We start from the raw sequence: 19,653 nt of genomic DNA, 5'->3' as shown, positions 1-19,653 counted from the left end.
TGAAGTTTTCATCTACTAAATATGATGTTTAGTGAGATTAAATGTTGTTTGATGTGAAATAAATGTGCTTCAAATGTTAATTTGTCCGTGGGGAGCTGGTATATTCACCAATCGAAGGTCTGACCAGAGTTGGGCGACGCTTGCTATGCATAGTGAGTATGATGAAAAAAGACCGTTTCACTGAATTAACACTTGAGATTTTGCTGGGAAAATTGAACTATTGAGTTCAAATTCACATTTTGGTTCGAGATTACACGGAGAGTTAATGTTATGAGAGTTGGTTTAGTTGGTTGGCGCGGCATGGTTGGTTCAGTCCTTATGCAACGTATGGTTGAAGAAAAAGACTTTGACCTGATTGAACCGGTATTTTTTAGTACCTCTCAGGTTGGTATTCCAGCGCCCCTATTTGCAAACAGTAAGGTTGGTGAAGACGCAGGTGTATTGCATGATGCTTTTGACCTCGAAGCCTTAAAACAGTTGGATGCGGTGATTACCTGTCAAGGTGGTAGCTACACAGAGAAAGTGTATCCGGCACTGCGCCAAGCAGGCTGGAAAGGTTACTGGATTGATGCCGCTTCAACACTGCGTATGGCATCAGACTCTATCATTACCTTAGATCCCGTAAACTTGGCGCAAATTCAGCAAGGCATTCACAAGGGGACCAATACCTTTGTTGGCGGCAACTGTACCGTGTCATTGATGCTGATGGCACTCGGCGGCCTTTACGAGAAAGGCCTAGTGGAATGGATGAGTGCGATGACCTATCAAGCGGCTTCTGGCGCAGGTGCACAAAACATGCGTGAGCTCATTTCACAAATGGGCGTTATTAACGATGCCGTCAGTTCAGAGCTTGCTAACCCGGCCAGTTCTATTTTAGATATTGATAGAAAAGTTGCTGAAACGATGCGCAGCGCCTCTTTCCCAACCGACAATTTTGGCGCGCCGTTGGCGGGTTCGTTGATCCCATGGATCGATGTGAAACGCGACAATGGTCAAAGCAAAGAAGAGTGGAAAGCGGGCGTTGAAGCAAACAAAATTCTGGGCTTGCAAGACTCGCCAATCCCTATAGATGGTACGTGTGTGCGTATCGGCGCAATGCGTTGTCACTCTCAAGCTCTGACCATCAAGCTTAAGCAGAACATCCCGTTGGATGAGATTGAAGAGATGATCGCAACGCACAACGATTGGGTTAAAGTCATTCCAAATGAGCGCGATATTACCGCTCAAGAACTGACACCGGCGAAAGTCACTGGCACCTTATCTGTACCGGTCGGTCGTCTGCGTAAGATGTCAATGGGCGACGATTTCCTCAACGCGTTTACTGTTGGTGACCAACTGCTTTGGGGCGCTGCGGAACCTCTACGCCGCACCTTGCGTATTATTTTGGCAGAAAAACAGTAAGCTGCTCGGTTAATTCCACATTCTAAGCGCCGTGTTCACGGCGCTTTTTTTATGTCACTTGCGACGACACGTTTGTCAGGATCGGCCAGTTCGCTACCGCAATGTTTGCAATAGAGTGCATCGGACTCATGCCCTGAGCGCGAACAATTTGGGCATTTTACCAGTTGACGGTGTGAGTTCATTTCTTGGCTCAGTTCAGCCGTAATGATCCCGGTTGGTACAGCGAGAATCGAATAGCCCATTAGCATGGTCAGTGAGGCGATCGCTTTGCCAAAATCAGTTTGCGGCACTAAGTCACCGTACCCGACGGTGGTAATGGTCACTATCGCCCAATAGATACTTTTAGGAATGCTGGTAAACCCGTGTTCTGGTCCTTCAATGACGTAAATCAGTGCGCCAAAAATAGTCACCAATATTGCTACCGTGCTGAAAAAAATCAGGATTTTTCGTCGTGCCATCAAAAGCGAACGCAGAAGAACGTTGGACTCTTGTAAATAGCGTACCAATTTAAGGATGCGGAAAATACGCATGACTCGCAGCAGCCTAATCACGCCCATAAATGTTGCGGAAGGGAACAGCAGAACAAGGTAGGTTGGCAAAATGGCCAGCAGATCGACCACACCGTAAAAGCTTTTCGCATAGGCGACGGGTTTGGGTGAGCAGTAGAGACGCAGCATGTACTCAATGGTAAAAAGCGCGGTAAAGCCGTATTCGAAATAACGTAGCTCTGTTGACCAAGAAGCGCGAACGGTAGGAATGGACTCTAAAACCAGCACTGACAGTGAACTGAGAATGGCAATAATGAGAGCGATATCAAAAGCTTTGCCCGAAGGGGTGTGAGTGCCAAAGATGATAACGTACAGACGGTTTTTTAACGTTTCTTGAGACATGATGCGGCTGAAAATGATGTGGCTATTAAAGAGTATCGTAGCCACATCATAACCTTAAAGCGAAAATCAGGCTAATCCGGGGAAGAGATTTCGCAAGCCATTGGCAATAAATTCAATGCCGAGTGCGCCAAGGATCAGGCCCATAATCCGCGTGATGACGTTAATGCCCGTTTGGCCAAGGAAGCGCACGATAAGTGGTGCAGAGCGGAACAGCAGCCAAGAGCAAAAACTGAATATGGCGACGGTGACGACGATACCCACAGTGTCGAACATGCTGGGGTAACGAGCGCCATAGACAATCGTTGAGCTTATTGCACCCGGCCCCGCCATTAAAGGCATGGCAAGTGGCACAACCCCGATCTGCTCGCGGCTGACGTATTCGGATTGTTCTTGCTTGTTCTGCTTATCTTCACCGAGCTTACCGCTCATCATTGAGAAGGCAATACTGAGCAGCAACAATCCCCCCGCGACACGAAATGAATCGAGAGAGATGCTAAACATATCCAGCAGCATTTGACCTGCAAGCAGCGACACGACCAAGATCACTGCCACTGCGATGTTCGCAGTCAGTGCCGTTTTGTGTTTTTCTTCCGGCGTCATGTGTCCTGTTAGAGAGACAAAAACAGGCATGATGCCCACCGGATTGACTGCAGCAACTAAGCCTAGGAAAAATTGCAGAAAAATAGCGATTTCGAAGTTTGACATGACGAATTCATACAGAGGGACAGGAGCCTATATTCTAGAAAAGATGCTAAGAATTGACGAGAGAAAAAACGCCTTTTGCGTGCGGTTAGACTAATCTTATCCGAGCTCATCCAGTTGACCAGTTAACAGGGTTAACGGAAGGAGAGTAACTGTGCACATATGTAAAGTCAGGTGTTGAAATGTATCATTTTGTGTGATTCCAAGTTGGTGGCATGCGCATAAACGTTAACATCCACACAAAACAGATAAAAAAAACGTCACGATGTGGAGAGATAATTGGGCTTAGATATACTCTCAGTAGCACAAGATTTGGGGTCTACATGTAATTTTGTGGACTAAAGATGAAACTTTTTTACAAATTATTGTGGCTTTTTTAGTTGCTTTGTTCGATTGCTTCTTTTTTGTTCAGTGTTTTGGTTGGTGTTATTTGTTTTAAAATCAATTGGTTATTTTTGATTTTGGCGATGAGATACTACTTTTGAGGGATTTCGCGAGTGAGAACTGATCCAAGTCAATTATTTTCACACTCTGAAATATTATACTCAGTCCTGAAAGCAATTTACTAAGACGGTTGTTAAGTAAGTTACTGAGAGACAATCAAAACAACCAACAAGTCGCCTTACTAAAAAGTTTTTAATATTTGTTAATTTAGGAGAATCCCTATGCCTGTAACTAATATGGCTGAACTAGATGCGATGATTGCACGCGTTAAGAAAGCACAAGAAGAGTTTGCTACTTACTCTCAAGAGCAAGTAGACAAAATCTTCCGTGCAGCTTCTCTAGCGGCAAACCAAGCGCGTATCCCGCTAGCACAAATGGCGGTTGAAGAATCTGGTATGGGTATTGTTGAAGATAAAGTAATCAAGAACCACTTTGCGTCTGAGTTCATCTACAACAAATACAAGGATGAGAAAACCTGTGGCATCCTCGAAGAAGATGACAACCTAGGTACAATGACTATCGCTGAGCCTGTAGGTATCATCTGCGGTATCGTTCCAACGACTAACCCGACTTCAACAGCGATCTTCAAATCTCTGATTTCTCTGAAGACTCGTAACGGTATCATCTTCTCGCCACACCCACGTGCAAAAAATTCAACTAACGCAGCTGCGAAACTGGTTTTAGATGCTGCTGTTGCCGCTGGTGCTCCAAAAGACATCATCGGTTGGATCGACCAACCTTCAGTTGAGCTTTCAAACGCACTGATGAAGCACGACGGTATTGCACTTATCCTTGCAACTGGTGGTCCAGGCATGGTTAAAGCGGCTTACTCTTCTGGTAAACCAGCAATCGGTGTAGGTGCAGGTAACGTTCCAGTTGTTATCGATGAGACTGCTGACATCAAACGTGCAGTGGCTTCTATCCTGATGTCTAAAACGTTCGATAACGGCGTAGTGTGTGCTTCTGAGCAAGCAGCAATCGTTGTTGACGAAGTATATGACGAAGTGAAAGCGCGTTTTGCGTCTCATAAAGCATACGTTCTAAGCAAAGCGGAAGCAGAGAAAGTACGTAAAGTACTGCTAATCGATGGCGCACTAAACGCGAAGATCGTAGGTCAACCAGCTGCTGCTATCGCTGAAATGGCGGGTGTTAAAGTTCCTGCTGACACTAAAGTTCTCGTTGGTGAAGGTCTTGGTAAAGTCTCTTACGACGACGAATTCGCTCATGAGAAACTGTCTCCAACTCTAGGTCTATTCCGTGCTGACAACTTCGAAGACGCAGTGGCTCAAGCGGTAACTATGGTTGAGATCGGCGGTATCGGTCATACCTCTGGTCTATACACAAACCAAGACGTAAACGCAGACCGTATTCGTTACTTCGGTGACAAACTGAAGACTGCGCGTATCCTTGTAAACATCCCAACTACTCACGGTGGTATCGGTGACCTTTACAACTTTAACGTAGCACCATCTCTAACTCTTGGTTGTGGTTCATGGGGTGGTAACTCTATCTCTGAGAACGTAGGTCCTAAGCACCTAATCAACAAGAAAACTGTTGCGAAGCGAGCTGAAAACATGTTGTGGCACAAACTACCTAAGTCAATCTACTTCCGTCGTGGTAGCCTTCCAATCGCACTAAGCGATCTAGAAGGTAAGAAACGCGCATTCCTAGTAACTGACCGTTTCCTATTCAACAACGGTTACGCAGATGACGTAGTACAACTGCTTAAAGCACAAGGCATGGAAGTTCAAACGTTCTTTGATGTTGAAGCTGACCCAACGCTATCTGTGGTAGAGAAAGGCGCAGCAGCAATGCAAAGCTTCCAACCTGATGTGATTCTAGCGCTAGGTGGTGGTTCACCAATGGATGCTGCGAAGATCATGTGGGTAATGTACGAGCACCCAGAAACTCACTTCGAAGAACTGGCAATGCGCTTTATGGATATCCGTAAACGTATCTACAAGTTCCCTAAAATGGGTAAAAAAGCTGAGCTTGTCTGTATCACTACCACTTCAGGCACAGGTTCAGAAGTGACACCATTCGCGGTTGTTACTGACGATAAGACTGGTGCTAAGTACCCACTAGCAGACTACGAATTGACTCCTCAAATGGCAATCGTAGATGCGAACCTAGTGATGAACATGCCTAAGTCTCTAACCGCATTCGGTGGCTACGATGCTGTGACTCACGCTCTAGAAGCTTACGTATCAGTTCTAGCGAACGAGTACTCAGACGGTCAGGCTCTACAAGCACTTAAGATGCTAAAAGAGTACCTACCTTCAAGCTACGCGAACGGTGCAAAAGACCCAATCGCTCGTGAGAAAGTACACAACGCAGCGACCATCGCTGGTATCGCATTCGCGAACGCGTTCCTAGGTGTATGTCACTCTATGGCGCACAAGATCGGTGCAGAGTTCCACCTACCACACGGTTTGGCGAACGCTCTACTTATCTCTAACGTGGTACGTTACAACGCGAACGATAACCCAACTAAGCAAACTGCGTTCTCTCAATACGACCGCCCACAAGCACGTCGTCGTTACGCAGAAGTTGCTGACCACCTAGGCCTAAGCCAAGCTGGTGACCGCACTGCGCAGAAGATTGAGCGTCTACTTGCATGGTTGGATGAGCTGAAAGGTGACCTAGACATTCCAATGTCTATCCAAGCTGCTGGAGTTGCTGAAGCTGACTTCCTTGCGAAAGTTGATGAACTAGCAGTAGAAGCGTTCGATGACCAATGTACTGGTGCGAACCCACGCTACCCACTCATCTCTGAGCTAAAAGAGGTGCTACTTGCTGCTTACTACGGTAAAGCTTTCGTTGAAGGTGAAACTTTCGAAGGTACTACAGTGATCAAGAAAAAAGCAGACCAAGAAGCTTCTAAAGCTGAAGCAGTTAAAGCGAAGAAATAAAAAGCGGACGCCTAAGTAAGACGGACGTTTTGAGATAGGTTTTCGCTAGCACGAAACCTAAAAAATCGGGAAAAGAGCAAAGCCCCTATCGAGAGATAGGGGCTTTTTTTCGCTATGCATCAACATGAAAAGTGTCGGGATTGTACATAAGGTTGGCGGTAAAAGTGAGGAAGGTGGTTAAACCTCGGCGCTGACTACCCGTCCACTAAAGTACTCGTTGGCGACTATGTACTCTGTATTACGGATGAGTTCGTCTTGCACTTGCGCCCAATGTGATTCATCAACGTGATTCTGTGTGTGCGAGAGAGCCGGGATTACACCACCGACACGAATATTAAACGGGGTGAGTTCTTTGGCCCAACTGTGGGTAAAGCCTGAAACGAGTGAGGTGACGCTTTCAACGCCAGAAAAGTTTTGATAATCGGCGTGGGTGATGACATTGACGATCACGCCTTTCGTTTCGGTGTGTCGCATACGTTCGGCGCAAACCTGTCCAAAACGGTACAGTGCACCCGCAGTGGAGGAGAGTTGTTCGACGAAACCATCATTGGCTGCATGCCCGGTTAAAGATGGCAGAGGGAGCGAAGTCCAACAGTTGACGAGCACATCGGGAACTTGCGTAAACTGTTGTTCTATCTCGGCAAAAAGGCGCTGAATGGTTTCGGTTTGGTCATCACTGATGGCAATAGAATAGGCTTTGTCGGTAATCGTCGCTAGCATTGTCTGCGTTTCAGCTAGTTGAGCTTTACTTTGATCGCTCAGAATGATGGTCGCGCCGAGCTTGGCAAAGTGTAGGGCGATGGTTCGGCCGAGCAGAGAGCCTGCATTCGTTACCAAGATTAGCGCGTGCTTAATTTCCATTTCCCCGACTCCATGTGTTAGCGGTACTTTCATCTTGGGAGAAAATGGGGCTTTTCAGTGTGAATGACGTCAAACTAATGACTATCTGAGTTAAGCAGAGTGCCAAAGTATGTAAAAAGTCACATTTTAGTCTGCTCTTGTATTGTAACGCATTAATATTCAACAAGTTAAAGTCTAGACTGATGTGCCCAATCGGGCTTTGGCCCAAGCGGTTGACAACTGATTATACAGACCGGCTTCAGGTAGGAGTGGAGTGTTTGGCTGCGCTAACTGACGTCTTTCATGGCCGGAAAGGTTTTGATACACCTCTTCCGGGAGATCGAAGGTCTCCTCTGGCATATAGGCGAGCGCGTCGGCGATAAGGTAGTGGCTGAGTTTGCTTGCGGCGAGCCCCGCGCGGTGAAACTGCTTTGCTTGCTCCGCTGAAATAGTGTAGCTGGATTGATCGCTTCTCAGTTTTTGCGGTTCGCATAAAGCAAATTGTTGACGCAGAATTTGCTCCGTGACGGGTTGCGAGTCCGTTTCTTCTACAGGCGTTATGTGGCGTGCATCATTGGAAAACATCGATAGCAGCAAAGCAAAATCGGCACGACGACCATCATGAATGGCATGGTTCATTCCTGTGCCAAACTGAAGCTCGTTGATGATGCCTGCTTTGTCTAAAGTATGTATTTGCATTATGCCCTCCGCCTGATGTTTTTATAGCGGCAGCAACATAGGTAACTTTAGGTAAAATAAAAGAAAAACCCGCTATGATGAGCGGGTTTGAATTAGTGACTAAATTGAACTTAAGGTGTTGCGAATTATTTCGCTAGGTTCGCTGCAACGAACTCCCAGTTAACCAGAGCCCAGAAGCCGTTCATGTAATCTGGACGTAGGTTGCGGTAGTCGATGTAGTAAGCGTGTTCCCACAGGTCAACGGTTAGCAGTGGTGTCACACCTTCTTCAGTGATAGGTGTTGCTGCGTTTGAAGTGTTAACGATGGCTAGAGAACCGTCAGCCTTTTTCACCAACCAAGTCCAAGAAGAACCGAAGTTGTTGATAGCTGAGTCAGTGAATTTTGCTTTGAACTCTTCGAAAGAACCAAATGCTGCGTTGATTGCATCAGCAACGGCACCTGTTGGCTCGCCACCTGCATTTGGCGCAAGGCAGTGCCAGTAGAAAGTATGGTTCCAAACTTGCGCTGCGTTGTTGAAGATACCGCCAGTTGAAGTTTTGATGATCTCTTCTAGAGATTTGCCTTCAAACTCAGTACCTGGGATAAGGCCATTCAGTTTTACAACGTAAGTGTTGTGGTGTTTACCGTGGTGGAACTCAAGAGTTTCTGCAGAGATGTGTGGCTCAAGAGCGTCTTTTGCGTAAGGAAGAGCGGGTAGTTCAAATGCCATTGCTCGATTCTCCATCTATTTGAAGGGGTAACCTTCGATTGCTTCCAGTGTTATTTATCCGATTTTCAACCTGCTTTGGCATGGTTGAATGTCTTTATGACTGACTTGCGCTATAGTTTAGCAAGTTTTTACTTTATTAAAAGGGCTAAGTGACAATTTCTATATGAAATTTCTTTGTCATCGCGCCCCTGATTATAGCCCTAATTTTTATATGCTTTTTATTCTTGAACAATAAGGTAAAATGTCGCGATTATTTGCAGTAACTCCATCTAGAGGAAGCAATGGAAACTATCGATAAAATCAAACAGCAAATCGCAGAAAACCCAATCCTTCTTTACATGAAAGGTTCTCCAAAGCTACCAAGCTGTGGTTTCTCCTCTCAAGCAGCTCAAGCTCTGATGGCTTGTGGTGAAAAGTTTGCTTATGTGGACATTCTGCAAAACCCGGACATCCGCGCCGAGCTACCAAGCTACGCACAATGGCCAACGTTCCCACAGCTTTGGGTTGAAGGTGAGTTGATCGGCGGTTGTGATATCGTGATTGAGATGTTCCAAAAAGGCGAACTTCAGCCATTAATCAAGGAAGCCGCGGCACGCGCTGCGAGTAACGAAGCGGAGTAATCTCGCTTTGCTTTACTCTCCCACAAATGGCGTTATGTCAGAGTAGTGGTGATGAGTAATCACGTATAGAATACAAAGGAGCTGCTATTTGGCTCCTTTTTCTTTTTTGAGTGGGTAGAATGAAAATCAAACTATATTACGTCCATGATCCTATGTGCAGTTGGTGTTGGGGTTACAAACCCACTTTGGATAAGCTAAAACAGCAGTTGCCGGGGGTAATTCAGTTTGAATATGTGGTCGGGGGGCTTGCTCCTGATTCGACACTGCCGATGGCACCAGAAATGCAGCAAAAGATAGAGGGGATCTGGCATCAAATTGAGCGTCAGCTCGGTACCCGTTTTAACTATGATTTTTGGACCAAGTGCACACCCGTGCGCAGCACCTATCAAGCGTGCCGAGCGCTAATCGCAGCAGGATTTCAAGACAGCTACGAAGCAATGCTTGATGCCATCCAACAAGCGTATTATCTGCGCGCTATGCCACCGCATGAGGAGGCGACGCACCGCCAATTGGCACAGGAGCTTGGGCTGAATGTGTCACAGTTTGAGCATGATGTGAATGGGGCGTTTCTTGAAGGCGTTTTTCAGGACCAATTGAGTTTCGCGAGCAGTTTGGGCGTGAACTCCTATCCGAGTTTAGTACTGCAAATCAACGATGCCTATTTTCCGATCGAGGTGGATTACCTTTCATCAGAATCGACACTGAAGCAGATCCGCGAACGCATTTTACAAACGATGCCTGCGCAGTCGTAGGGATCAGGATGCCAGTTAACGCAAAGCCGCTCATTGAGCGGCTTTGTTTTTGATGGAAGTGTTTACACTACAGAATCATTGCGGCGATCCAGCCAAAAATGATCAGTGGAACGTTGTAGTGGATAAATGTAGGGACAACGGTTTCCCAGATGTGTTCATGTTGACCGTCGGCATTGAGGCCAGACGTTGGGCCTAAAGTAGAGTCCGAAGCCGGTGAACCTGCGTCACCAAGTGCTGCTGCAGTGCCCACTAAAGCGATGGTTGCCATTGGTGAGAAGCCAAAAGCGATCGCCAGTGGCACGTAAATGGTGGCTAGAATTGGGATAGTCGAGAACGAAGAGCCAATGCCCATCGTGACCAGCAAGCCTACAACCAGCATCAGCAGTGCGGCCAGCGCTTTGTTGTCGCCAATGCTCGTTGAGAGTGACTCTACCAAAGTTTCTACGCCGCCAGTCTGCTTCATTACCGCAGCAAAACCTGCTGCTGCGATCATAATGAAACCGATCATCGCCATCATGTGCACACCTTTGGTAAACACATCGTGTGTTTCTTTCCACGCAATCACGCCACCAAAGGTAAACACCATGAAGCCAGCGAGCGCGCCGATGATCATTGAACCGGTGTAAAGCTGAACGCTCAGCGCGGCGATGATACCAACGGCGGCAACCAGAATATGTTGCTTGTTCAGCCCTTGCGTTTCATCGTGCACGACAGTGAGTTCAGTCTCTGCGTATTCACGAGGCTTACGGTAGCTAAAGAAAACCGCAATCAATAAGCCGCAAACCATTCCTGCTCCAGGCAAGAGCATCGCGGTAGGGACTTGGCTGGCGACAACATTATCTAGGCCGTTGTCGTGCAGATTTTTCAGCAGAATGTTGTTGAGAAAAATGCCGCCAAAGCCAACAGGCAAAACCATGTATGGCGTGATGAGACCAAACGTTAGCACGCATGCGATCAAACGACGATCTAGTTTCAGTTTGGCAAAAACGCCCAGTAGAGGTGGAATCAAAATGGGGATAAAGGCGATATGCACAGGGATAACGTTTTGTGATGACATAGTCACCAGCACTAGCGCCACGAGCACAGCATATTTGAGGCCAGTGGTTGAAGCAGCGCTGTCTTTACCGTTCAGGCGTTTGATAACGCTTTGCGCCAAAAGATCGGTGATGCCTGATTTGGAAATCGCCACCGCAAAAGTCCCTAGCATGGCATAACTTAAAGCAATGGTCGCGCCGCCACCAAGGCCGCTCTCAAACGCAGCAATGGTATCGCCGAGATCCATGCCAGCCACCAGGCCACCTACGATGGCACTAAACGTGAGGGCGACCACCACGTTCACTCGCATCAATGCCAAAACCAGCATGACGCAAACAGAAATAACAACAGGATTCATAGTTTTCTCAGGAAGTTGTGTTTACTTATTATTGTCTTCATCATCGACAAGCGGCCAGCCACCTAACGCTTTCCACTTATTGACAATGCCGCAAAATAGCTCTGCGGTTTTCTCGGTATCGTATAGGGCTGAATGCGCCTCACGATTATCAAATTCCATCCCGGCAGTTTTACACGCTTTAGCTAACACCGTTTGGCCATAAGCCAAACCACTTAAAGTGGCGGTATCAAAGGTGGCAAAGGGATGGAAAGGGATACGTTTTAGCTTGCAGCGCTCGTTAGCTGCGTTGACAAAGCTGAGGTCAAATGCGGCATTGTGTGCCACCATGATGGCGCGGCCACAGCCTGCCGCTTTTTGCTCTTTGCGGATCAGTTTGTAGATCTCTTTGAGCGCTTCCTGTTCAGTCACAGCACCGCGTAGCGGGCTAAAAGGGTCGCGGATGCCATTAAACTCTAAGGCTTCCTTTTCTATATTGGCCCCTTCGAATGGTTCGACATGAAAGTGAATGGTTGATGCGGGGTGAAGATCGCCATGTTCATCCATTTTCAACGTGATGGCGCAAATTTCCAAAAGTGCATCAGTTTTTGCATTGAACCCGGCAGTTTCAACGTCTACGACGACAGGAAAATAGCCGCGAAAACGTTTTTTTAGGGTCTGTGCTGTGTTTTCTACAGTCATGTTTCTATTTATTTGTGTGACAAAGACGGCATTATTACAGATTATGACGGCGAAAAAAACGCTACAGAAAGAGAAAACGGCAAAAGTTTACGGGTTTGATGGCTAGGTTTTTGCATGTAAATTTCGAAATGAAGTTGGGTAATGTACGTCGGCAAACTTGCCAGAGCGTGCAGATGATTGAAGAGATGTTGCCGATAATGAAAATGTGGCTTGTAACCAGTAGTTTAGTGCTAACCACTTTTGCCTCTGTCTCCGCGATGGCGATGGACAAACGTTATGTGGCCACGCCGCAACAGTCTCAGTGGGAGATGGTGGTCAACTCGCCGCTGGAGTGTCGCTTGGTGCATCCCATTCCGAACTTTGGCGACGCGGAGTTTTCTTCGCGTGCCAGCAAAAAAATCGTGCTCGATTTTGAGCTGAAAATGCGCCGCCCGATGGGCGAAACGCGTAATGTCAGCTTGATTTCGATGCCGCCACCTTGGCGGCCCGGAGAGCGCGCCGATCGCCTAACTACGCTCAAATTCTTTAAGCAGTTTGATGGCTATGTGGGCGGTCAGACCGCTTGGGGCATTTTGACCGAGCTGGAGAAAGGGCGTTATCCGACGTTCAGTTATCAAGATTGGCAAAGCCGCAATCAGCGTATTGAAGTGGTGCTTTCATCTGTGCTGTTTCAGCAAAAATACAATGCGTTTAGTGACTGCATCGCTAACTTACTACCATACAGTTTTGAAGATATCTCCTTCACCATTCTGCATTACGAGCGTAACGGCGACAAACTGACCAAAGCGTCGCAAAAACGCCTTTCGCAAATCGCCGAGTATGTGCGCTACAACACCGATATTGATCTGGTGTTAGTCTCCACTTACACCGATTCGACAGATGGTACTAGCCTGAGTCAGAACCTTTCTGAGCGCAGAGCGGAATCGCTGCGTGATTACTTCAAAGCGCTGGGGCTGACAGAAGATCGCATTCAAGTACAAGGCTTTGGCAAGCGTCGCCCAATTGCTGACAACGCGACGCCCATCGGCAAAGATAAGAACCGCCGCGTCGTTATTTCGCTAGGCAGGACCGAAGTATAAGTTCAGTTGAGCCTAAATTTGGCGATAATTTCGCACTGGGTTGCGGTATCGATCTTCTCCACCAACTGCGCAATTTTGGGGTTTGGGTGACGTTTTAGGAAATCAAACAGCGCTTTTTTACAACAGCCTATGGAATCAATAAAGTTCTCGCATTGATGCTGTGGGCACTGCGGGATCAAGGTTAGCACTTTTTCTGAAGCGAGCTGCAAGTACTTGAGTTCATACTCGGTGTCACCAGCCCAACGCCAGAATTGCGCTAGATTATGGCAAGAGATAACCGAAATTAAGATCTTATCATCGGCTTCAATCTCTACGCTATTGGCTATCTCGTCACTGAGTGCCAAAGCTTGTTGGTAGTGCAGAATACTGCGAATTGGATCGTCGAGTTGCAGTGCCGTGTCTGCCAATAAGGTGTGTTTTTCCCACTCGTTTATCATGCTTTTTGTCCACTTAGCCAAACTCTCACTAATCTAAATGAAAATAATTCTCATGTAAAGCGGCGTCAATGAAACAAAAAAGAGGAAGCGCCTAGCTTCCTCTCTCACATAACTCAGTGTGTCAAACAGCGTTTATCACCCCTCAGAATGTCCGGCTTAGCCTTCCAATCCTGCAGATGCTTGTTTGTTCTGAATCAGCTCAATCATGTAGCCATCGGGATCTTTGACAAACGCGATGTGCGTTGTGCCGCCTTTTACTGGGCCCGCTTCGCGCGTGACGTTACCGCCTGCCGCTTTGATGGCATCACAAGTGGTGTAAATATCATCAACGCCAATCGCAATATGGCCGAACGCGGTGCCGAGATCGTACTCAGACTTACCCCAGTTATAGGTCAGTTCGATCACAGCACCTTGTGATTCGTCCCCGTAGCCAAGGAAAGCCAAGGTGTACTCGTATTCCTTGTTTTCGTTCTTGCGCAGCAGTTGCATACCCATGACTTCGGTATAAAACTGAATAGATTTGTCTAAATCTCCCACGCGTAGCATGGTGTGTAAAATGCGACCATTTGACATTGTTTGCTCCTAATCAATCGAACTTAGTTATCTGGGTAGACCTTCTCTTTGAACTCACAAAGGTCTTCTATAATACAACTCCCACAGCGTGGTTTTCTGGCGATACAGGTATATCGGCCGTGGAGAATCAACCAGTGATGGACATCAAGTTTAAATTCCTTGGGAACCACTTTCAGTAGCTTTTGCTCCACTTCATCCACATTTTTACCGATGGCAAACTTGGTGCGGTTAGATACACGGAAAATGTGTGTATCAACGGCAATCGTTGGCCAGCCAAACGCAGTATTGAGCACCACATTAGCCGTTTTGCGCCCAACGCCCGGTAAAGCTTCGAGTGCTGCTCGGTCTTCCGGCACTTCACCGCCGTGTTTTTCCAGCAGAATCTGGCAGGTTTTAATGGTGTTTTCTGCTTTCGAGTTAAACAGGCCGATGGTTTTGATGTACTCTTTTAAGCCGTCGACCCCTAAATCTAAGATGCTTTGCGGGGTATTCGCCACTGGGAAAAGTTTGTCCGTGGCTTTGTTGACGCTCACATCCGTCGCTTGGGCTGAGAGCAGCACCGCGATAAGCAGTTCAAACGGTGATTTCCAATTGAGCTCCGTTTGTGGGTTGGGATTGTTCTCACGCAAACGCTGCAAGATTTGAATCCGTTTTTCTTTGTTCATGGTTGACTTCCAAGGGAAAGGCTTAGCGCTAGGAGAATTATAATGGCGGCTAAGCCGATAAAACCGATTAGGCGTTAGTGACGCGTGCGCGCTCGATTGCCGGTTTTTCCTGTTGAGGCTGACGTGCTTTGAGATTGGCATCAATCACGTTTTTCAGGGCAATCAAAAAGCCGACGCCAATAAATGCACCCGGTGGCAACAAGGCTAATAAAAAGCTGGTATCAAAATGGAATATCTCTATACGCAGTGCAGCAGCCCAATCTCCCAGTAATAAATCTGCGCCATCAAAGAGTGTCCCGTTGCCGAGAACTTCACGCATCGCGCCGAGTACGACCAAAACGCTGGTCATGCCCATCCCCATCCAAAAGCCGTCTAACGCTGCGGGCAACACCTCATTTTTAGAGGCATACGCTTCTGCGCGGCCGATGATGATGCAGTTGGTGACGATCAAAGGAATGAAAATACCGAGAGAGAGATAGAGTCCGTAAGCATAGGCATTCATCAGCAACTGTACGCAGCTCACCAAGGACGCGATGATCATGACGAACACGGGGATGCGGATCTCTTTCGGGACATGATTGCGGATCAAAGAGACACTGACGTTTGAGCCAACCAACACCAGTAAGGTAGCAATACCGAGGCCAAGCGCATTGGTGACGGTTGAGGAGACGGCAAGCAGTGGGCATAACCCGAGCAGTTGAACCAGAGCGGGGTTATTGCTCCACATGCCGTTTTTCAGCAAAGTTTTATGTTCACTCATGGCTGTTCTCTCCACAGTTTAATGGCTGAGTCAGAAGTTGCTGGCGATTAGCGTTGACAAACTCTACCGTATTACGCACCGCTTTTACAACGGCACGGGGTGTGATGGTCGCGCCAGTAAATTGGTCGAAATCGCCGCCATCTTTGCGCACCTTCCAACGGTCATAGTTGCTTTCATTGAGCTGCTTACCGGAAAAACTGCTGATCCAGTCGCTCACACGTAAGTCAATCTTATCACCCAATCCGGGGGTTTCTTGATGGCTGAGCACGCGAGTTGCCAAAACCGTGCCTGTGTTATCAATGCCTGTGATGATTTTAATCGCACCGTTATAGCCATCTGGAGCGATGGATTCAATCGCGATCGCGGTTGGTTCACCGTTCAAGGTCGCGATGTAAGCGGGCATGGCTTTATCGGTGCCAAGAGCCGGATTGGTGAGCAAAATACAGGATTCAAACAGCAGATTGTCGTGCATCTGTTTGGGGATCACTTGGTTGAGCACTGAAGAGAGCTGCGCTTGCTCTTGGCGCTTGATCTGATCTTTGGTGAAATATTGGGTAACGGCCACCAAACCTGTGGTGACACAGGCGAAAATAGCGAGCGTTAATCCGTTGTGACGAATGGCGTTAATCATGCACGTTTCCTGTTTAGTGGCCGTAAGTTCGGGGTTTGGTGTAGTAGTCGATCAACGGTACACACATATTGGCTAACAGAACGGCAAAGGCGACCCCATCAGGGTATCCGCCCCAACTGCGAATCACGAAAACCAAGGTGCCGATGATAGCACCAAAGATCAATCGACCTTTCACCGTGGTGGATGCAGACACCGGGTCGGTGGCGATAAAAAACGCGCCGAGCATGGTTGCGCCCGAGAGTAGATGAAGGACTGGAGAAGCAGTTTCGCCAGGTGCAAACAGCGCAAATAGACTGCTGAGTAACGTTAATGCGCCAAGAAATCCTGCTGGAATGTGCCATTGGATGATTCTTTGTTTGATAAGCACCAAACCGCCGAGCAGATAGGCGAGGTTCACCCACTGCCAGCCCAGCCCAGCCAAGCCTTCAAAAATTGGCTGTTTGAGAATTTCAGTGGGTGTCTCGCCCGCACGTAGCCCAGTTTTAAACGCATCCAGTGGCGTTGCTGTGGTGATGCCATCGATGCCTGCACGCACTTGCTGGAGTGAAGAGCCATCAAGCGTCAAACCACTAAAAATCAGGGAAAGTGTATCGCCAAAAGTGGTGGCTTCGCGGCCAACGGTTTGCCCAATCTCTTGCAGCATGCTTGGCTCATTCCAACTGGTCATTTGCACCGGAAATGAGATAAGCATAACCACGTAAGCGACCATGGCCGGATTGAATGGGTTTTGTCCCAAGCCACCATAAAGGTGCTTGGCAATCACGATGGCAAACACCAGACCAATGGCGATAATCCACCAAGGCGCCAAAGGCGGGATCGAGACAGCGAGTAACCATGCCGTGACCAGGGCGCTGTTATCGCGTAAAGCGCGCGCAGGTGAACGCTTTCTCAACAGCATGACCAAGGCTTCTAAACTCAGCGCAAGGGTGATGGCCATGATGAGTTGAATCAAGGTGCCCCAGCCGAAAAAGTAGCTTTGTGTAATCAAGCCAGGCAAGGCACACAACGCGACCCATTTCATCAGGTCAGGCGTGCTGCGTCGATTATGGGCGTGTGGTGAACTGGCAATAAAAAACGACATTACTCGTTCTCCTCAGACTGATTCTTTTCTGCTTGTTGTTGTGCTTTGCGTGCTTTAGCGCGGGCCACGGCGGCTGCGACGGCGGCTTTTTTCGGATCGTCTTGCACTTCGGCTGCTTCTGTAGGCGCTGCAACTGCCTCTTCACTTTGCGCTTTACGTGCTTTGGCGCGGGCAATCGCGGCTGCGACGGCGGCTTTTTTCGGATCGTCTTGCACTTCGGCTGCTTCTGTAGGCGCTGCAACTGCCTCTTCACTTTGCGCTTTGCGCGCTTTAGCACGGGCAATCGCGGCTGCGACGGCGGCTTTTTTCGGATCGTCTTGCGTTTCGGCTGCTTCTGCTGGCGCTGCAACTGCCTCTTCACTTTGCGCTTTGCGCGCTTTAGCACGGGCAATCGCGGCTGCGACGGCGGCTTTTTTCGGGTCGTCTTGCACTTCGGCTGCTTCTGCTGGCGCTGCAACTGCCTCTTCACTTTGTGCTTTACGCGCTTTAGCGCGGGCAATCGCGGCTGCGACGGCGGCTTTTTTCGGATCGTCTTGCGTTTCGGCTGCTTCTGCTGGCGCTGCAACTGCCTCTTCACTTTGTGCTTTGCGTGCTTTAGCGCGGGCAATGGCGGCTGCGACGGCGGCTTTCGAGTCGGAAATCTTGGTTTCTTCGTCAACGCTTGGTGGCGTTTCTTTGGCCGCTTTACGCTCGCGAGCGAGGCGCTTACGCTCTTCACGTAGTTTGGCCATTTCGGCATTATCAGGCTCGGTTTCCCCTGCTTGTAAAGCCTGCGCTTGCTTTGCTTTCGCTTTGGCAATCGCGGCGGCAACGGCTGGTTTGACTTCGGCTTGCGAGCTGTTTTCTTGCGCTTTCTGAGCTTTAACTCGCGCAATCGCCGCGGCAATCGCATCATCGCCGCCAGTTGATTTCATCTCTTTCCGGCGATCATCTGCTGCTTTCTTAAAGCGGTTTTCCCGTTCCTCTTTTTCTCGCTCAAGGCGTGCTTTTTTCTCTTCAAAACGCAGTTTAGCGCGCTCGGCCGCTTCGGCTTCTTGAGCGCGAGTGCGGATTTCGGCTTTTGCTTGGCGATAGTAGTTGACCAGTGGGATTTCACTCGGGCAGACGTAAGCACAAGCGCCGCACTCGATACAATCTTTCAGGTTGAGCTCGGTGCACTTTTCGTACTCTTGCGCTTTGGCGTGCCATTGCAACTGCTGAGGCAAAAGCGATGCAGGGCAGGCTTCAGCACACGCGCCACAGCGAATACAGTCCATCTCATAACGAGATGGTTCAATTTCCCGACGGGTTGGCGCGAGAATGCAGTTCGAGGTTTTGGTGATTGGCACATGCGCGTGCGGCAGGCTAAAGCCCATCATCGGACCGCCCATAATCAGACGCGGCAGTTTGTTATCGGCTTGATAGCCAAACTCGTCCAGCAGTGCTTGCACTGGTGTGCCAAGTAACGCCCAAACATTGCGTGGCTGTTTGAAGGTGTTACCCGTGAGAGTCACAATGCGGTTGACCATCGGCTCGCCATCGACAATCGCTCGTTTGACCGCGTAGAGTGATCCGACGTTCTGTACCAAAATACCGATATCGGCAGGAATGCCACCGGCAGGCACTTCTTTGTTGGTCAACACTTTGATCAGTTGTTTCTCGCCGCCAGAAGGGTATTTGGTCGGGATAACGCGAATCACGATATCTTTGTTGATGGCGGCTTTTTCTAACGCCGCGATGGCAAGGGGTTTGTTGTCCTCAATGCCGATGATGGTGAGCTGAGGCTTTAAAATATGCTCTACAATTTCAATGCCTTGGATAACTTCGTCGGCGTGCTCTTGCAGCAGTTTGTCGTCTGCGGTGATGTAAGGTTCGCACTCGGCGGCGTTGACAATCAGAATGTCAGTACGACTCAGCCCAGATTGCAGTTTTTTGGCGGTCGGAAAGCCAGCGCCGCCCATACCGGAAATACCCGCCATGCGGATGAGATCGACCAATGTTTCCACATCGCACTGAGTGTAATCGCTCACAGGCTGCTTCGGTGCCCATGTATCTTGGCCGTCTGGGCGAATAACAACACACAACTCACTTAAGCCGGAAGGGTGCGCAGTGGTTCTGGGCTCAATCGCTGTGACAATACCAGAGGTAGACGCATGAACTGGCAGAGTAAAACCTGTGGTTGACTGAGTGAGTGCTTGCCCTTTGAGGACGCGATCGCCGATGTTGACCAACAGGTTACCCGCTTTGCCAATGTGCTGTTTAAGCGGCAGAACGATTTCTTGCGGGATGGAAGCAAAAACCAGCTCTTGCTGGTTAGATTGGGTTTTGTTTTCGGCCGGATGAATCCCTCCGGGGAAGTCCCACAGGGCGCCAGTACGAATTTGTTCAATCAAAGACAAGATGCTGC

At 48.5% G+C, this 19,653-nt stretch carries 19 protein-coding genes; 5 read left to right on the top strand and 14 right to left on the bottom strand.

Translation table 11 applies throughout. From position 1 onward, the window contains the following. The first annotated feature begins 270 nt into the window (after positions 1-270). Positions 271-1,401 (top strand): aspartate-semialdehyde dehydrogenase, encoded by a 1,131-nt coding sequence (gene asd, locus EWA64_RS04030; RefSeq protein WP_061893327.1) that lies wholly within the window; start codon positions 271-273, stop codon positions 1,399-1,401. Between the two features lie 35 nt (positions 1,402-1,436). Here asd and EWA64_RS04025 read toward each other — a convergent pair whose 3' ends face one another. Next, a complete protein-coding gene (locus EWA64_RS04025) occupies positions 1,437-2,291 on the bottom strand; it encodes an ion transporter (RefSeq protein ID WP_061893428.1) in 855 nt (284 codons plus the stop codon). A gap of 66 nt (positions 2,292-2,357) precedes the next feature. Beyond that, positions 2,358-2,996: a YchE family NAAT transporter gene (locus tag EWA64_RS04020; RefSeq protein WP_061893326.1), complete on the bottom strand. Its 639-nt coding sequence runs from the start codon at positions 2,994-2,996 to the stop codon at positions 2,358-2,360. A 662-nt stretch (positions 2,997-3,658) separates the two neighbouring features. Between EWA64_RS04020 and adhE the strand changes: the two genes are divergently transcribed. Continuing rightward, positions 3,659-6,349, top strand: coding sequence for a bifunctional acetaldehyde-CoA/alcohol dehydrogenase (gene adhE / locus EWA64_RS04015; protein WP_061893325.1), 2,691 nt, complete (start codon positions 3,659-3,661; stop codon positions 6,347-6,349). A gap of 177 nt (positions 6,350-6,526) precedes the next feature. On the opposite strand, the gene EWA64_RS04010 is transcribed toward adhE, so the two are convergent. The 3 genes from EWA64_RS04010 to sodB all read right to left on the bottom strand — a co-directional run bounded on the left by EWA64_RS04010 (position 6,527) and on the right by sodB (position 8,598). Further along, positions 6,527-7,210 carry an SDR family oxidoreductase gene (locus EWA64_RS04010; RefSeq protein ID WP_061893324.1) on the bottom strand — a complete coding sequence of 228 codons (684 nt, stop codon included), beginning with the start codon at positions 7,208-7,210 and terminating at the stop codon, positions 6,527-6,529. Between the two features lie 174 nt (positions 7,211-7,384). Next, entirely contained in the window at positions 7,385-7,888 is a 504-nt protein-coding gene (locus tag EWA64_RS04005; protein WP_061893323.1) for a VC2046/SO_2500 family protein, read from the bottom strand. Between the two features lie 125 nt (positions 7,889-8,013). After that, entirely contained in the window at positions 8,014-8,598 is a 585-nt protein-coding gene (gene sodB, locus EWA64_RS04000; RefSeq protein ID WP_039429962.1) for a superoxide dismutase [Fe], read from the bottom strand. A gap of 281 nt (positions 8,599-8,879) precedes the next feature. On the opposite strand from sodB, the gene EWA64_RS03995 reads away from it, so the two are divergent. Next, a complete protein-coding gene (locus tag EWA64_RS03995; protein WP_039429958.1) occupies positions 8,880-9,218 on the top strand; it encodes a Grx4 family monothiol glutaredoxin in 339 nt (112 codons plus the stop codon). 119 nt (positions 9,219-9,337) lie between these two features. Next, complete coding sequence (locus EWA64_RS03990) at positions 9,338-9,970, top strand: DsbA family protein (RefSeq protein WP_061893322.1); 633 nt, start codon at positions 9,338-9,340, stop codon at positions 9,968-9,970. 67 nt (positions 9,971-10,037) lie between these two features. On the opposite strand, the gene EWA64_RS03985 is transcribed toward EWA64_RS03990, so the two are convergent. After that, complete coding sequence (locus EWA64_RS03985; RefSeq protein WP_061893321.1) at positions 10,038-11,363, bottom strand: Na+/H+ antiporter family protein; 1,326 nt, start codon at positions 11,361-11,363, stop codon at positions 10,038-10,040. Between the two features lie 21 nt (positions 11,364-11,384). Beyond that, the gene (gene rnt / locus EWA64_RS03980; protein WP_061893320.1) at positions 11,385-12,041 is read right to left on the bottom strand and encodes a ribonuclease T; all 657 of its coding nucleotides are present in this window, start codon (positions 12,039-12,041) and stop codon (positions 11,385-11,387) included. Positions 12,042-12,238: 197 nt separating this feature from the next. Between rnt and motY the strand changes: the two genes are divergently transcribed. Continuing rightward, positions 12,239-13,120, top strand: a complete 882-nt coding sequence (gene motY, locus EWA64_RS03975; protein ID WP_061893427.1) for a flagellar protein MotY — start codon at positions 12,239-12,241, stop codon at positions 13,118-13,120. A 2-nt stretch (positions 13,121-13,122) separates the two neighbouring features. Here the strand turns inward: motY and EWA64_RS03970 are convergent, their stop codons facing one another. The 7 genes from EWA64_RS03970 to rsxC all read right to left on the bottom strand — a co-directional run bounded on the left by EWA64_RS03970 (position 13,123) and on the right by rsxC (position 19,648). Next, the gene (locus EWA64_RS03970) at positions 13,123-13,557 is read right to left on the bottom strand and encodes a DUF2753 domain-containing protein (protein WP_039429949.1); all 435 of its coding nucleotides are present in this window, start codon (positions 13,555-13,557) and stop codon (positions 13,123-13,125) included. A 156-nt stretch (positions 13,558-13,713) separates the two neighbouring features. Further along, positions 13,714-14,130 carry a lactoylglutathione lyase gene (gene gloA / locus EWA64_RS03965; protein WP_045570823.1) on the bottom strand — a complete coding sequence of 139 codons (417 nt, stop codon included), beginning with the start codon at positions 14,128-14,130 and terminating at the stop codon, positions 13,714-13,716. Positions 14,131-14,153: 23 nt separating this feature from the next. Next, the gene (gene nth, locus EWA64_RS03960) at positions 14,154-14,795 is read right to left on the bottom strand and encodes an endonuclease III (RefSeq protein WP_061893319.1); all 642 of its coding nucleotides are present in this window, start codon (positions 14,793-14,795) and stop codon (positions 14,154-14,156) included. 67 nt (positions 14,796-14,862) lie between these two features. Further along, positions 14,863-15,555: an electron transport complex subunit E gene (locus EWA64_RS03955; protein ID WP_039429940.1), complete on the bottom strand. Its 693-nt coding sequence runs from the start codon at positions 15,553-15,555 to the stop codon at positions 14,863-14,865. Then, on the bottom strand, positions 15,548-16,186 hold the full coding sequence (gene rsxG, locus EWA64_RS03950) for an electron transport complex subunit RsxG (protein ID WP_039432594.1): 639 nt from the start codon (positions 16,184-16,186) through the stop codon (positions 15,548-15,550). Before rsxG ends, EWA64_RS03955 begins: the two co-directional genes overlap by 8 nt. 13 nt (positions 16,187-16,199) lie before the next feature. After that, positions 16,200-17,267: an electron transport complex subunit RsxD gene (gene rsxD, locus EWA64_RS03945; protein ID WP_061893318.1), complete on the bottom strand. Its 1,068-nt coding sequence runs from the start codon at positions 17,265-17,267 to the stop codon at positions 16,200-16,202. Beyond that, positions 17,267-19,648 (bottom strand): electron transport complex subunit RsxC, encoded by a 2,382-nt coding sequence (gene rsxC / locus EWA64_RS03940; RefSeq protein ID WP_369435824.1) that lies wholly within the window; start codon positions 19,646-19,648, stop codon positions 17,267-17,269. The genes rsxD and rsxC overlap by 1 nt, the downstream gene beginning before the upstream one ends. Positions 19,649-19,653 lie beyond the last annotated feature (5 nt).

This window comes from Vibrio cidicii (assembly GCF_009665415.1).
Classification (GTDB): Bacteria; Pseudomonadota; Gammaproteobacteria; order Enterobacterales; family Vibrionaceae; genus Vibrio; species Vibrio cidicii.
This window is presented reverse-complemented; position numbering and strand designations above follow the sequence as displayed.

Coding starts and splice junctions, on each gene's coding strand:
- EWA64_RS04025 (WP_061893428.1), bottom strand. CDS start 2,291: ATGTCTCAAGAAACGTTAAAAAACCGTCTGTACGTTATCATCTTTGGC.
- adhE (WP_061893325.1), top strand. CDS start 3,659: ATGCCTGTAACTAATATGGCTGAACTAGATGCGATGATTGCACGCGTT.
- EWA64_RS03955 (WP_039429940.1), bottom strand. CDS start 15,555: ATGAGTGAACATAAAACTTTGCTGAAAAACGGCATGTGGAGCAATAAC.
- motY (WP_061893427.1), top strand. CDS start 12,239: ATGAAAATGTGGCTTGTAACCAGTAGTTTAGTGCTAACCACTTTTGCC.
- nth (WP_061893319.1), bottom strand. CDS start 14,795: ATGAACAAAGAAAAACGGATTCAAATCTTGCAGCGTTTGCGTGAGAAC.
- EWA64_RS03970 (WP_039429949.1), bottom strand. CDS start 13,557: ATGATAAACGAGTGGGAAAAACACACCTTATTGGCAGACACGGCACTG.
- EWA64_RS03990 (WP_061893322.1), top strand. CDS start 9,338: ATGAAAATCAAACTATATTACGTCCATGATCCTATGTGCAGTTGGTGT.
- asd (WP_061893327.1), top strand. CDS start 271: ATGAGAGTTGGTTTAGTTGGTTGGCGCGGCATGGTTGGTTCAGTCCTT.
- EWA64_RS03995 (WP_039429958.1), top strand. CDS start 8,880: ATGGAAACTATCGATAAAATCAAACAGCAAATCGCAGAAAACCCAATC.
- EWA64_RS04010 (WP_061893324.1), bottom strand. CDS start 7,210: ATGGAAATTAAGCACGCGCTAATCTTGGTAACGAATGCAGGCTCTCTG.
- EWA64_RS03985 (WP_061893321.1), bottom strand. CDS start 11,363: ATGAATCCTGTTGTTATTTCTGTTTGCGTCATGCTGGTTTTGGCATTG.
- sodB (WP_039429962.1), bottom strand. CDS start 8,598: ATGGCATTTGAACTACCCGCTCTTCCTTACGCAAAAGACGCTCTTGAG.
- rsxG (WP_039432594.1), bottom strand. CDS start 16,186: ATGATTAACGCCATTCGTCACAACGGATTAACGCTCGCTATTTTCGCC.
- gloA (WP_045570823.1), bottom strand. CDS start 14,130: ATGTCAAATGGTCGCATTTTACACACCATGCTACGCGTGGGAGATTTA.
- EWA64_RS04020 (WP_061893326.1), bottom strand. CDS start 2,996: ATGTCAAACTTCGAAATCGCTATTTTTCTGCAATTTTTCCTAGGCTTA.
- rsxD (WP_061893318.1), bottom strand. CDS start 17,267: ATGTCGTTTTTTATTGCCAGTTCACCACACGCCCATAATCGACGCAGC.
- rnt (WP_061893320.1), bottom strand. CDS start 12,041: ATGACTGTAGAAAACACAGCACAGACCCTAAAAAAACGTTTTCGCGGC.
- EWA64_RS04005 (WP_061893323.1), bottom strand. CDS start 7,888: ATGCAAATACATACTTTAGACAAAGCAGGCATCATCAACGAGCTTCAG.